The sequence below is a fragment of the Paraburkholderia phymatum STM815 genome, from assembly GCF_000020045.1.
Lineage (GTDB): Bacteria > Pseudomonadota > Gammaproteobacteria > Burkholderiales > Burkholderiaceae > Paraburkholderia > Paraburkholderia phymatum.
The window spans coordinates 706,380-720,245 of the sequence record NC_010625.1; the positions used below are offsets into that span (position 1 = coordinate 706,380).

General features: G+C 58.5%; 11 protein-coding genes and 1 pseudogene. 7 read left to right on the forward strand and 5 right to left on the reverse strand.

The genetic code is table 11. The features are described 5' to 3' along the window. Window positions 1-6: 6 nt before the first annotated feature. From BPHY_RS40150 to BPHY_RS30690, 3 genes are all read right to left on the reverse strand, one after another. A complete protein-coding gene (locus BPHY_RS40150) occupies window positions 7-255 on the reverse strand; it encodes a hypothetical protein (RefSeq protein ID WP_012405365.1) in 249 nt (82 codons plus the stop codon). Between the two features lie 614 nt (window positions 256-869). After that, window positions 870-1,250 (reverse strand): HNH endonuclease, encoded by a 381-nt coding sequence (locus BPHY_RS43425; protein ID WP_012405366.1) that lies wholly within the window; start codon window positions 1,248-1,250, stop codon window positions 870-872. 462 nt (window positions 1,251-1,712) lie between these two features. Next, the gene (locus tag BPHY_RS30690) at window positions 1,713-2,639 is read right to left on the reverse strand and encodes a LysR family transcriptional regulator (protein ID WP_012405367.1); all 927 of its coding nucleotides are present in this window, start codon (window positions 2,637-2,639) and stop codon (window positions 1,713-1,715) included. Between the two features lie 284 nt (window positions 2,640-2,923). Between BPHY_RS30690 and mdlC the strand changes: the two genes are divergently transcribed. The 5 genes from mdlC (at window position 2,924) to BPHY_RS30720 (ending at window position 10,106) form a co-directional block, all read left to right on the forward strand. Then, a complete protein-coding gene (mdlC, locus tag BPHY_RS30695) occupies window positions 2,924-4,537 on the forward strand; it encodes a benzoylformate decarboxylase (protein ID WP_012405368.1) in 1,614 nt (537 codons plus the stop codon). 40 nt (window positions 4,538-4,577) lie between these two features. Beyond that, window positions 4,578-6,029 (forward strand): aldehyde dehydrogenase, encoded by a 1,452-nt coding sequence (locus tag BPHY_RS30700; RefSeq protein ID WP_012405369.1) that lies wholly within the window; start codon window positions 4,578-4,580, stop codon window positions 6,027-6,029. Window positions 6,030-6,102: 73 nt separating this feature from the next. Continuing rightward, a complete protein-coding gene (locus BPHY_RS30705; RefSeq protein WP_279612552.1) occupies window positions 6,103-7,038 on the forward strand; it encodes a ketopantoate reductase family protein in 936 nt (311 codons plus the stop codon). A gap of 188 nt (window positions 7,039-7,226) precedes the next feature. Further along, window positions 7,227-8,603 carry an MFS transporter gene (locus tag BPHY_RS30710; RefSeq protein ID WP_012405371.1) on the forward strand — a complete coding sequence of 459 codons (1,377 nt, stop codon included), beginning with the start codon at window positions 7,227-7,229 and terminating at the stop codon, window positions 8,601-8,603. Window positions 8,604-8,960: 357 nt separating this feature from the next. Beyond that, window positions 8,961-10,106 carry an alpha-hydroxy-acid oxidizing protein gene (locus BPHY_RS30720; protein ID WP_041765682.1) on the forward strand — a complete coding sequence of 382 codons (1,146 nt, stop codon included), beginning with the start codon at window positions 8,961-8,963 and terminating at the stop codon, window positions 10,104-10,106. A gap of 359 nt (window positions 10,107-10,465) precedes the next feature. Here the strand turns inward: BPHY_RS30720 and BPHY_RS43430 are convergent. Next, window positions 10,466-10,894 (reverse strand): annotated as a pseudogene (locus BPHY_RS43430) (SET domain-containing protein). A gap of 64 nt (window positions 10,895-10,958) precedes the next feature. Then, window positions 10,959-11,618 (reverse strand): TetR/AcrR family transcriptional regulator, encoded by a 660-nt coding sequence (locus tag BPHY_RS30730; RefSeq protein WP_244257823.1) that lies wholly within the window; start codon window positions 11,616-11,618, stop codon window positions 10,959-10,961. A gap of 388 nt (window positions 11,619-12,006) precedes the next feature. Between BPHY_RS30730 and BPHY_RS30735 the strand changes: the two genes are divergently transcribed. After that, window positions 12,007-12,708: an HAD family hydrolase gene (locus tag BPHY_RS30735; RefSeq protein WP_012405375.1), complete on the forward strand. Its 702-nt coding sequence runs from the start codon at window positions 12,007-12,009 to the stop codon at window positions 12,706-12,708. 6 nt (window positions 12,709-12,714) lie between these two features. Continuing rightward, window positions 12,715-13,848 carry a branched-chain amino acid ABC transporter substrate-binding protein gene (locus BPHY_RS30740; RefSeq protein WP_244257825.1) on the forward strand — a complete coding sequence of 378 codons (1,134 nt, stop codon included), beginning with the start codon at window positions 12,715-12,717 and terminating at the stop codon, window positions 13,846-13,848. The last annotated feature ends 18 nt before the right edge of the window (window positions 13,849-13,866 follow it).

Below are 13,866 nucleotides of genomic sequence, written 5' to 3' on the forward strand. Positions count from 1 at the left end.
TCCGGGTCACGCGGCGCGCGCAAGCACATCTAGTGTCGGACGTTCGATGCCTGGCGGGTACACGCGCCATGATTTATCGCCATGTCGAAAAAAGATGATTTCGAAGGTCATGGAAGGTTGCGATACGCGCACGCATTTGTAGCCGGATCTCGCAGCCATTGTTCGGGGCACTCGTGAGACGTCAATCGAGATGGGCTGTGACGAGCCGAACCATTTCTCCACCTGTCGGCGCAGTGAATATGTATCGTCTTTCATGGTTTGTCTCCGTGCTGCCCTGTTCGGGTTAATGGCCTTGGTTCGGTTGAAGTGTTGAAGGCCAGTGATTTCGTTCCTTTAAAAGCAACTGATGTGCCGATCCGATGCACTTGCGGATGTATCGAGGTGGCGCTATGTGCTGGACTGAAGCAGTATTGCACGGGCAGCTGGATACCGATCCGTGTGGGCATCGCCAATTAGCTTGGCCGCCGCCCACGCTGCTTCACGTTCTCTAATCCGTACGGTTTTCGGTCGTCCGCAAGAAACATCAGTACGATTTGCGGACACTTGACGGCTCTCGGCCACAAGGTCGGTCCAGGTCCCGTCCAATTCGAATATCCAAGGTCTCGTCCGCCCACGCTCAATGGCCGGTCGTCGGCGAGCAGATCGCGGGTGGCATTGCCTCTACGCAGCAGGTTGGGGCCGGTTCGCCCATCTCACAAAGCTGTCAATCAAACGGCTGGTCTACGTCCGGAATCCGCCCGATATCCAGGACGAACATCCCAGCCTTTGCTCGTGGACGGCCTTGGACGACGCGGCGGTTTCAACGGCGTCAATCTGATAAAGGCCGTCACTCGCTTGCAACCCTGGCCCGCGTTGGTGGCGAGACACTGCTAAAAGCAGTTCCCCTGCACTGCACAGATCGCGCTTTCATAAACCCACGCGGGGTGCCACTTCTTCCGGCGCATCCGATTCTGGACGTGCCTCTGATGGCTGATGGGATCACGTGGCGCTTTGGCTCGATGGCGTCTTGCATTGCAGGTTCGACATGCAGCGACGATATTGCGATGGCTATTTGACCCACCGTTCATCCGGGGATTTAAATGCTCCGCGGTGCACTGTAAGTATCTTACCTGCCTGAGTGGAAGTGCAAAGTTTTTGGCCATGGCCGTTAAACCGATGATGTCGTTCCACATAAGGCAGCGACAGTAATAGCAACGGCCGGACTGGCGAATGAATGCGCGGGTGCGTATACGAGCAGAGGACGAAGACATAGGGCGATCGGATAGATAAGAAGATTTCGAATTAGTCGAAACCCGCTCGCCCTTAGAGCATGCACGGGAACCAGTTGAGTTGCTCGACTGGCACCACGTCAGATTCTAAGAATACTGACGATTCAGTGTAACGGTAGCCAACCCCGTAACGCAAGAGCTCGCAACTACATATGCGCGTGAGCGAACAAACGGTAGTCGCCATCTTCGATTCAAGCTTCCAGCCACGCGAACGGAGGTATTCCCTCACGCGTAGGACCTGGATATCGGGCAGGAGTCGGGCCATGATCGGCATCGACTCCAATGCGCGGAAGGACAGTCAAACGTCCGATCCGCACCGTGAAACTGACAGTCACCGACGTGGCACCGTCGTCGCATCCCTCCGCGCAGACTAACACCCAGTTTGCTCGAAAGGACTTGTTGCGACAACATTGCGTCCAGCACGGCGAGCCGTCAATTGACGGTTTATCGCGTGGTCTGCATCGCCATGCCGCGCTCGGTCAAGCTTCTGAGTTCGTCGAGTAGACGCGCGGCTGGTCGTGGCAGTATTCCATCGCGGCGCCGAAACGCTGTCAGTGTTCTGGCCGCACTAATGCCCGGAATAGGCAGTGTCCCCATGATCCCTGCCTTGCTTTCAGAGTCGTACATTGGCTCCGGCATCCAGCTCAGAAACGAACATTCGGCTACCAGACTTTTAAGCACTGTCACCGACCGCGTCTGGACAGCAATATCCGGCATGTCGAGGTTGCGAGAGAGGAACGTCTCTCGCATGTGCTCATAAGGGGCTGTACCTTTGGGAGGGATGGCCCACCGCGCGGTCAACGTGTCGGCAAGAGTGAGCTTAGGTTTCTTGCGCAATGGATGGCCGAAAGCCGCTACCACGAAGCTGTTGTCCTCCCATCGGCAGTCAGGCACGGCCACGATCCCGTCGCTGTCATTGGTAGCCGTACTCAGAGCGAGGTCGATCTCGTAATTGATGAGCCCCTCAGCGAGGCGGTCCCACACGCCTTCAATTATTTCGACGTGCAAGTTGCCCCATTTCCCTAAGACACGATCGATGGCCAAAGGAAGGAAGTGGGCAGCGAGACTGCCTACTGCTCCCACCTTGATCGTTCCTTTGGCGAGTCCGCGCATCGCGTCGATTTCTTCGCGCGCATTTTCTGCCTCGCGCAATAGAAGCTGAGCATGCGGCAGCAAGGCAGCGCCAATGTCCGTCAACTGCATGCCTTTCACGTGCCGCTCAAAGAGCGACGCGCCAACATCTTCCTCCAGGCGCTTGATCGTTCGACTTAGTGCTGGCTGAGTCACATTGAGCAATGCTGCGGCCCTTCCGAGACTACCGGACGACACGATGGTCGTAAAAGCATGCAATTGATGGAGGTTGTAGCTCATGAGTTCGCACAGGTCAATTCGATGCCCGCGAGCGTCAGACCGCAGAACGCGCCAGGACGCATCTCGGGGTGTTCCCTAGGGACACTGGGCTGCAGCATCGACCATCAACGTTAAAAAACCATTCATAAACAGTCCCTTACCTAAACATATGGACTTTCCACCAGTTCTTACCCTTAACCTGAAGGTAAATGGTTTCGCGCAAAAAAGCAATATTCAAGCATGCCTCCGAATTTCATACTCGTTTTACCGAAGAGCAGACGCTCTTGAACGAAAAAGGAATTGCAATGACAGGCAGCGACAAACAAGGCGAAGGAAGCAGTCCGTCGACGCGAGCCACCGTCAGGGACGTTGTCATCGAGCTTGTGCGCGAACTGGGAATGACGTCGATCTTTGCTAACCCTGGATCGACGGAGCTTCCGATGTTTCGTGACTTCCCTGCCGATTTCCGATACGTCCTGGGCTTACAAGAAGCGGCAGTCGTCGGGATGGCCGATGGCTATGCGCAAGCGACTGGAAACGCAGCCTTAGTGAACCTCCATTCTGCGGCCGGCGTCGGCAACGCGATGGGCAACATCTTCACGGCATTCAAGAATCAGACGCCGCTTGTTATTACGGCGGGTCAACAAGCCCGTTCGATCTTGCCCTTCGACCCGTTCCTTTCCGCCGCACAGGCAGTCGAGTTGCCCAAGCCGTACGTGAAGTGGGCGATTGAACCCGCGCGTGCGCAAGACGTGCCGCGCGCACTGGAGCGCGCGTATCACATTGCAATGCAGGAGCCACGTGGGCCCGTCTTCGTTTCGATTCCCGTGGATGACTGGGACCAGCCTGCGGAGTTTCATGAACGCGCGACTGTCAGCAATTCGGTCCGTCCTGACCCGCAGGCGTTGGCGAAACTCGGCGCAGCACTGGACGCATCGAGAACGCCTGCTCTCGTGGTGGGCGCCGGTGTCGACCGGGCTGGCGCATGGAAGGAAGTTGTTCAACTGGCGGAGAGACATAACGCACGCGTGTTTGTCGCGCCGATGAGCGCTCGTTGTTCGTTTCCCGAGGACCATCGACTCTTCGCCGGATTTCTACCCGCGATGCGTGAAAAGATCGTCTCGCTGCTCGATGGGCATGACGTTATCTTTGTCCTTGGCGCGCCTGCTTTTTCTTACCACGTCGAAGGTACAGGCCCGCACGTGCCTCCGGGCACGGCCCTTTATCAACTCATCGACGACCCGAATGTCGCGGCGTGGACGCCCGCGGGGGCTGCGGTGGTCGGTAATGTCCGCCTCGGCGTGCTTGACCTGCTGGCGCGGGCAGCACCTGGCGCTCGCCCTTTGCCTGAGCCTCGGCCCAGGCCACCCCGTGCTGAGCCGTCGCCCGTGATGTCGGTCGCCTTCGCGCTGCAGACCCTGGCTGAGCTTCGCGACCCGAACGACGTTGTCGTTGAAGAGGCACCGAGTTCTCGCCCGGTCATGCAACGGTATCTGCCATTCACAAGGAGCGTTACCTTTTTCACGATGGCTAGCGGCGGTTTGGGCTACGGCATGCCTGCAGCGGTCGGCGTTGCGCTCGCTCTTCCCAACCGCAGAGTGATTGGACTGATCGGAGACGGCTCGAGCATGTACTCCATCCAGGCGATCTATAGCGCCGTGCAGATGCGTCTGCCCATCACGTTTGTCATTTTGAACAACCAGCGCTACGCCGCGCTTCAAGAGTTTGCGCCGGTGTTTGGCTTCGCTTCCGACGACCCGGTTCAGGGTACCGATCTTCCGGGTCTGGACTTCGTGTCGCTTGCCCAAGGCATGGGTTGCAAAGGTCTCCGTGTCACGGACGCCGCGGAGCTTGCGGAGAAGTTGAAGCAAGCCCTCGAGGCGGGCGAGCCGCGTCTTGTAGAGGTCGTGGTTGCCTGACGGACCTCGTTCAGGAAAAAAGAAACATACGGCGGAGACTATGAAGACAATCTTGATGCTCATCAACGGAGCGCATGTCGGCGCGAGTAATGGCGCGACATTTCAACGCTCTAACCCCTTGGATCAGGACGTCGCAAGCGTGGCCCCTGCGTGTACGCTTGACGATGTTCGTGACGCAGTGGATTCAGCCGCCGTCGCGTTTTCTCACTGGTCTCAGTTGGGCCCAGCGCGACGTCGTTCCTATCTCCTTAACGCGGCGCAAGCGCTCGAAGCAAAGGCGGATGCCTTTGCTTCGGCGATGGCGGCCGAAACGGGTGCGTCGCGCATCTGGGCCGATTTCAACGTGCGATTGGCCGCTGACGGCCTGCGAGAGGCAGCGTCGCTGACCACGCAAATTTCGGGCGAAGTCATTCCGTCCGATGTTCCTGGCAGCCTGGCGATGGCTGTTCGGCAACCGGCAGGCGTGTGCCTCGGAATTGCGCCGTGGAATGCGCCTGTCATCCTTGGCGTCCGTGCGGTTGCCCTCCCACTCGCTTGCGGTAACACGGTCGTACTGAAGGGTTCGGAGATCTGTCCGGCGACGCACGCACTTATTGCAGAAGCCTTCATGGATGCGGGGTTGCCCGCAGGCGTTGTCAACTTCGTGACCAACGCGCCTGCTGACGCAGGTACGGTTGTCGAGGCGCTGATTTCGCATCCGGCCATCCGACGTGTCAATTTTACGGGCTCGACAAAGGTCGGGAAAATCATTGCAGAAAGCTGCGCACGGCATCTCAAACCGTCCGTTCTCGAACTGGGCGGAAAGGCCCCGCTGATCGTGCTCGAGGACGCCGACATAGCGTCGGCGGTCGATGGTGCAGCTTTCGGTGCCTTCGCCAATTCGGGACAAATCTGCATGTCCACAGAGCGCATCATCGTTGATCGCTCAATCGCCGACGACTTCGTTCGTCAACTTGGTGAAAAGGCCAAAACGCTGCCGCTTGGCGACCCGCGAACGGGGCCGGTCGTTCTTGGCTCTGTTGTCGATATCGCGACGGTTCAGAGATGTAACGCTCTGATTGATGACGCCCTGCTCAAAGGCGCAACCCTGGTCTGCGGAGGGAAGGCAGACAGCACGCTTATGCCTGCAACGCTCGTGGATAACGTCGGGCCGGACATGCGGATCTACAGCGAAGAAACGTTTGGCCCCGTCAAGGCAATCGTGCGCGTTGACGGCGAAGAAGAAGCGATCCGATGCGCTAACGATAACGAATACGGTCTGGCCGCAGCCGTGTTCAGTCGCGATGTCGCGCGCGCGATGCGGGTAGCCAGTCGCATCCAATCCGGGATTTGCCATGTCAACGGGCCGACCGTCCACGACGAAGCGCAGATGCCTTTTGGAGGCGTCAAGGGTAGTGGCTTTGGCCACTTCGGTGGACACGCAGGCATTGCCGCGTTTACCGACCTGCGCTGGGTCACTGTGCAAACGTCGCCGCGACACTATCCGTTCTGAGCTATACCCCGATCAACTCGTCAACTCGCTCAACAACTCAGGTAGGACCGCAGCCACGGTCGACATGTCAACTATGGAAATAGCCGTACTCGGTGCAGGAGCGATGGGGTCGATGTTCGGCGGTCGCCTCGCGGAAGCCGGTCACTCAGTGACGCTGATCGACATCAATCAGCCGCATTTAGAAGCGATTCGTGCGAACGGCCTTTGCGTAGAGACAGATGGCAATACTCGAGCCATTAAGAACATCGCCGCCATGCGACCGGGAGCGACGGACAAAACGCCTGAGTTGCTGTTGGTTTTCACGAAGTCGATGCACACCCGCGCGGCCTTGTCTGGCATCGAGCATCTGCTCGGCGAGACAACCGCCGTGCTCACGCTGCAAAACGGACTCGGGAACGTCGAAGCGATTCGTGACTTTGTTCCGCTCGCTAACGTGCTCATTGGAGTCACCACGTGGCCGGCAGACCTCGTCGGGCCTGGCTCGGTGAGCAGTCACGGCGAAGGGAATATTCGGATGATGAGTGCCGACGGCGAACGCACTTCCAAAGTCAGTGCCGTCGCCGAAGCCCTCAATTCTGCTGGACTGAATTGTCAGGTCGACGACAACGTCTGGGCAGCTATCTGGGAAAAAGTGGCTTTCAACGCCGCTCTCAACAGCATTTGTGCGGTCACTGGAACGACGGTGGACCAGCTGGGATTGTTGGACGACAGCAAGAGCCTGGCACTGACCGTTGCCGCCGAGGTCGTCTCGGTAGCGAATGCCAGCGGCGTTTCAGCGGACTTGAACACCTGTTCGACGAATATCGTTCATGCGATTGAACAGCACCGCGGTCACAAGCCGTCGATGCTGCAAGACGTTCTGGCAGGGCGAAAGACAGAGATCGAAGGCATCAACGGCGCAGTCGTCGATGTGGCCCGCACACTCAACGTGTCTGTTCCGCACACCGAGACATTGGCGAAACTCGTCAGGCTTATTGACGCGCGAAACGCATCAGCCGTTGCGAAGTAGATAGCCGCGGGCACGCCTACAGAAGACAACAAACGTCCGCGTTCATGCATCAAGAGACGCGTCGGTCAGCTCGGCGCAGCGTACCCAGGAGACAACGTCATGAAGATTTATTTTGCTATGCCGCCGCGCGACGTCGCGGACCCTGTTGCAATCGACAGACCATCCAGAGCGTGCGCGGAGGTCGAGTGATGAATTCGCAGACCTTCAGCACTTCAAAGACTGCCGACATCGGCAGTCTTCTCGACGACGGACCATTTACCCTCATTCAGAAGTTGATCGTTTGCCTGGCCGCGCTGTCGATCGTCATGGATGGCTTCGATGGCCAACTCATCGGTTACGCCATTCCCACGATCATCAAAGAATGGGGCATAACACGCAACGCGTTCGCGCCGGCCGTAGCGGCGGGTCTGGTTGGCATGGGCGTCGGGAGCGCTTGCGCTGGCCTGTTTGCCGACAGATTTGGCCGGCGCTGGGCGCTCATCGGTAGCGTCGTGGTGTTCGGCGCGGCAACATGTGCCATCGGACTTGCCCAGAACATAACGATGATTGCCGCGCTTCGGTTTATTGCGGGCTTGGGCATCGGCGGAGCGCTTCCTAGTGCCACGACGATGACGGCAGAGTTCACCCCTGCACGTCGCCGCACGCTCGCCGTAACATCTACCATCGTTTGCGTGCCGCTCGGAGGCATGCTTGCTGGATTCTTCGCCGGTGCAGTTTTGCCGACCTTCGGTTGGCGTGGCTTGTTCTTCATCGGTGGCACGATCCCCTTGGCCCTCGGCATTCTTCTGTTTTTCGTGTTTCCGGAGTCTCCCCGCTTTCTCGCTCGCAAAGAACAGCGCTGGACCGAGTTGCGCGCGCTCCTCGCGAAAATGTCGCGGCCAATTAGTGCACAGACGATTTTCGTCGACGCCGCCGAGCAAAGGCTCGAGCAACGCGACGGCTTCGGGTCGCTTTTTGAGCCGGGTCAGCGACGCAACACCATTGCTATCTGGGGTGCGTTTTTCATGTGCCTGCTGGCGGTCTATGCCGCCTTTAGCTGGCTACCGACCATGCTCGCATCGGAAGGGCTTCCTGTGACACTTGCGGGTTCGGGCCTGACCGCATACAACTCGGGGGGCGTCTTCGGCGCACTCATCTGCGCCTTGGCCATCACGCGTTTTGGTTCGCGTTGGCCGCTCCTGGTGTGCTGCGCCGGAGGATGTGCGAGCGCCTTTTTCCTACGAGGCGTTGACGTGGCAACTCACACGAGAGTCCTCGTTATCGGTCTGGGCGTCCACGGTCTCTTTGTCAACGCAGTTCAGTCGACGATGTACGCCTTGTGTGCGTATGTTTATCCGACCCGCGTGAGAGCAACCGGCCTCGCTTCGGGGCTCGCGTTTGGACGACTAGGTGCCATTCTCAGCGCATTCGCTGGCGCCATCGTCATCACCGTAGGCGGAGCGACTCTTTATCTCGCGATGCTCGGAGTCGCAATGCTGCTGGTACTGATTTCGCTGTCGGCGGTCAAAAACCATATCCCGGCGCTTCGGCAGAAGCGGCTGGTCACTCAAGTCGTCACTGAGTAAGGCGGGAACGGCGACTGGAATGGGCGGCGCTTTCTCGCTCCGCCTGCCAGTCGCAATCGCCGCAGCGTTAAGACGGCGCGGTCTGTCGCAACGCTTCAAAGCATTGCATAACGGGAGTCGTGCCTACCCCGTCGAACGACCTGAAGGCTCGTCGCGACAGGCACCACGTGACCGGCTGCGATTTTGTTCCGGATTGGCTTGCGCATCACGAGCTGATTCTCGCAATAAATCGATGTGTTGCTGCCCGTCAAACTGCGGCTGGTCTTCCTCTGGGGTTGGCGCTCGACGGTCATGTGAGGAGCGGTAAGAAATTGCATTCTTTCCCCGCTTTCCATTTCAATCACGCAAGACGCAATCATGACAAGAGCATTTCCCGGTATCTTCTCCGTCGGTGACTATCGTTCCGAGGCTCGGCGCCGGTTACCAAGGATGGTATTCGACTATCTGGAAGGCGGGGCTGACGACGAGTCCGGCCTAAGGCACAATCGCGCGGCCTTTGACAGGTGGGAATTGCGCCCCCGGCGTCTTATCGATGTGAGCAAGCGTGTGCAGTCTACCGAGCTTCTGGGAAGACAAATCTCCTCGCCGCTCGTTATCGCGCCGACCGGTCTCAATAGTGCGTTCTGGCCCAACGGAGATCTTTCGCTTGCACGCGCTGCGAGCAAGGCTGGCATTCCGTTCGCACTCTCTACCGCGTCGAATATGTCCATCGAAGAGGTATCAAGGGGCGCGGACGGAGACTTGTGGTTCCAGTTATACGTGGTACACCGGAATCTGGCGAAGAGCCTGGTCAGCCGGGCGCGTGCGGCTAGCTATTCGACGTTGATCCTGACCACGGATGTTGCGGTGAATGGGTTCCGGCAGCGTGATCTGCGGAACGGGTTCGCTATGCCATTCAAAGTCACTCCGCGAGGCGCTCTCGATGGCATTTCACATCCCCGTTGGCTTTGGTCCTATCTAACGAATGGCATGCCGCAGTTGAAGAACTTCGCGACCGATGACGCGTCTGATACCGCCTCGCAGGCTGCGGTACTGCGGCGGGAAATGGATGCGAGCTTCGGCTGGGACGACCTCCGTCGCTTGCGCGACGACTGGCCCGGGAAGCTGCTTGTCAAGGGCATAGTGACGGCTGAGGATGCCGAACGATGCGTGGAAATCGGTGCCGACGGTGTCATCGTTTCCAATCATGGAGGACGACAGCTTGCGGATCTTCCTGCACCGATCGACGCATTGCCGAGCATTTCCGATGCGACTCCGACCACCGATCTCATTCTGGACAGTGGTATTCGAAGAGGAGCCGATGTGGTAAAGGCGGTCGCATTGGGTGCGACGGCCGTGATGCTCGGACGCGCCACCTTGTATGGCCTCTCCGCGAAAGGCGAGGCCGGTGTGTCTGATGTCGTCGCAATGATCAAGGAGGAAATCGACCGGAGCCTCGCCCTGATCGGGTACAGTTCGATCATGGAAGTCGATCGGAGTTGCGTCGCTCGGCGGCCTGTATAGCGGAGGAACTCGCCTGCACATTGACGCGATATTTTGCGGGCGGGATCGTGCAGCACTGTGCATGACGTCGGTTGTTCCGGCAGGCGGATTGGCATAAATCACGTCACCGTTGCCGAGCAACGGGAGATTCCGCGGGAGGCCATTCCGCGTCCTCGCGCTGCAACCTTCGGAGGTCTGTAGGGTTGCAGTTGTTCAAGAAAGTCCACCGAAAGTCGGCCGACGATGCGCCCTCGACACGGCGAGCGACTGACCGTTGCACTCCCTTAAGAGACGCTCGGCGTACCTAACGTGGAACGGCAGAAGTGGGCCGCGAAGGGGCGTCCGGCGCCCCCGGGCAACAGTCATTCGGTTGATCGACGTCACCTATCTGAGGCGCCGAGCATAGATCGCCGGCACCCGGGTGAGTTCCAGCGATATGCGTACTGTGGCCTGATCTCGTCGGTGGGTTCGCTCTCGATTGCCAGCGCATAGTCGATGAACAGCTCGCAGCCGGCCGCCATGTCGGTGAGGCATGGATGAAGACACGATCACCCGATTCGATGGCTTCGCAGTTCGGTGAGCACGCGTGATTCAGGACGCGGGCACTGTTGCCATCGCGACTGCCATCAATTACCCGTCCGTCCGAGAGGCCGAAGACGAAGGTGTGCGACATGGGCACGCCGCCGCGCGGCCGCCCGCCGCCAGCCCACCCCTGTATTCGATAAGCCGCTAGCCGGCCGCGATGGGCCCCAGGGCAAAGAATCCCGTCATGCACCCGAACGTCGTACCGTTATACGTCGCTGTTGCACGTGTGAAGTCCTCTTTGAGCCATTTCGTGCCATGTCGCGCAGCCGAACAATCCATGCGTGCTATTCATGAGCCTCCGGGACCCGGTAGTTGCCGCTGAAGTCCGTCCAGTACGACATCGATGTACCGCTCGTGGCTCTGTTTCAGCGACGAATTGGTACCGCCCTTCCAGCGTACGATGAATGCCTGATTTGAAAGTCGTTTGACATTCGACGTCAGAACGGGAAAGGCAGAGGGGTCGAGTTCTTCGAATCGCGTGCGCAATCTGCCTTCCCATGCGTCACGTTCGTCGGCACCGTGGCCCGCGAATTCCAGCGTCACGAACCCGACCATCGCGGTAATCACCGTGTTGTACACGTGAATCAGATCTTCGGGCCTGAAGCCCGCGGAAAGCAAGGTCTGGAGAACCGCTTCGACCATCACGGGATTCATACTGGCATTCGAAATGATCTGCGAACCCAGTAACGGTGCGATGTTCGGATGCCGCGCCACGGCATCGCGATAACGATTGAACAGTTCCTTCAACCAGTCGCGCCAGCGCACGGCCGGCAGTGTTGGCGGAACAAGGTCACCCAATGCCGCCGCGATCACTTCGACGAGTAACTCGTCGCGGCTCGGCACGTGCCAGTAGATAGCCGTCGGATAGACACCTAGCTCTCTCGCGACGTCGCGCAGGCTGAACGATGCGTAGCCTTTGGCATCGATCAATGCGAGGGCCGCTTCCACGATACGTTCCCTCGTTAGCCCCTGATCCTTCGGGGCCCGGCCACGTCGCTTCTTTTCGGGCGCGGTCGCCGCCGCTGACGCTTCCTTTCTGCTCAACGTGAGTTCTCGCCGGTGAATTCGAACGAGCGTCACTCTACTGCAATCGGTGCGATCGCGCGAGATGTCGGGGAAAACCCGCAATTCTGCTCGCTTGCGCATTTTAATTGTACGGCGTACATTAAATTCACTTCGAGAGCGTTGCTGATGGTCCGCGATGGTATTGACATGGTTCGCGCGTGAAGAGGAGGGAACCTGCGTCGCTCGTGTCGACATGGCTGCCGAAGTCGAAGGGCAGTCTCGAAGCCGGTCAATATTTATTGAGTTAGCACTACTACACGATAGAAGAGCTATGAAACCAAAAGCACTAACGTTCGACTACTTTGGCACGCTCGTCAATGTGGCGACGGGCGGTATTCGCGGTATTGAAGGCGTATTGCAGCATCTTGCGCTCACGACGACGCAAACAGCGGCCAATGTCTATGCGGACTGGGACAGGCGCACGGTGCAGGGCTACAGAAGCAACGCGTACCGGCGCTATCGCGAGGTCGCGCAACAGGCGCTCAACGATTGTCTGGAGGCGCTACATGAAGGCTGCACCAGGGGGCAGGACATGGCAGCGTTGACTGAGTTGCTGCTGACACATCTGGTTGAATCATCTCCGCCTTTTGACGACGCCGTTGTGTTTCTCGACTGGGCGCGCGACAGATTCGTGCTCATGCCGATTACCAACATGGACACGGATCTGTGGCGTCGAAGTCGTCTGGTTGAGTACTTTCCGAAAGTGACGACGGCAGAAATGGCCCGCGCTTACAAACCATCGGAAACGATCTTTAGAACTGGGCTTACCACGCTTGGCATGCGAGCCGACGAAATCTTCCATTGTTCGATCGGCACGTGGGCCGATATCGACGGTGCCAAGCCGCTCGGTATCAAGGTGGCGTGGATCAATCGTGGTGCCGAGAAGCTGGGTGATTTCCAGGCACGCCCTGATTACGAGTTCGCGACGCTCGAACCTGTGCGCAGCGTGCTGGAACATCTCATCAACGAGTGACGGGGCATGATCATGCGTATTCCTGGAATGAAGATGCTTGTGGCAGGCCTGGGCGTCGCGTTGGCATCCGCGACGGTTCTTGCGGACACGGTGGTGAAGATTGGTGTCGCAGGTCCACTGACAGGTTCGCAGGCGGCGAGCGGCAAGGACAACGAGCGCGGCGCGAGACTCGCTGTCGAGGACCTCAACGCAAAGCATATGACGCTGAATGGCCAGCCGCTCAAGTTCGAGTTGATTTCCGTGGACGATCAATCCGATCCGAAGGCAGGAGTGACTGTTGCGCAGAAACTCGTAGACAACGGTGTGCTCGCAGTAATCGGGCACTGGAATTCGGGCGTGACGATTCCCGCGTCGAAGATCTACAACGATGCGAAGGTCATCATGATCACGCCTGCGGCATCGAACCCCGCATTGACGGTTCCCGGCTATCCGTACGTATTCCGTCTGACCACTGATGACAATGTACTTGGCGCAAAGATGGCTGATTATGCGGCGAATACGCTGCATCTGAAGCGCGTCGCGGTGATAGACGATCGCACGGCCTATGGTGCCGGTGTAGCCGATGTGTTTGCCAGTACGGCGAAGAAGCAGGGCATCGATATTGTTGCGCGCGAATACGCTACGGATCACACCGTCGATTTCAAAGCGGTTCTGTCGAGGGTGAAGCTCGAGAAACCGCAGGCCATTTTCTATGGCGGTTATTACGGGCAAGCGGCCTATCTGGCCCGGCAAATGCGCGACCTTGGAATTAACGCCGTATTGATGGGTGGCGATGGACTGTGCGTCGGCGAATTTCCAAAGCTTGCCGACGGCGCCCTCGACAAAAAAATGTACTGTCCGCAGGGCGGTGTGCCGCTCGCCGCGTTACCCGATGGCAAACGCTTCGAGGGCCGATTCAAAGCTGCATATGGTGTCGATCCCGATCAGAAGGCACCTTCCTTCTATGCCGCCACGATGATGATGGGCGCGGCAATTGCGAAGGCGCAATCGCTATCGGCAGAAACGCTCGACAAGACGCTTCATCAGACAACCTTCAACACCCTGTTCGGGCAAGTGCGCTTCGATCAGCGCGGTGAATGGATCAAGGCGCCGATGACGGTGTATTGGTCCGCGGGCGGATCGATCGTGCCGGTCGAATGACCGATTTCACAGAACACG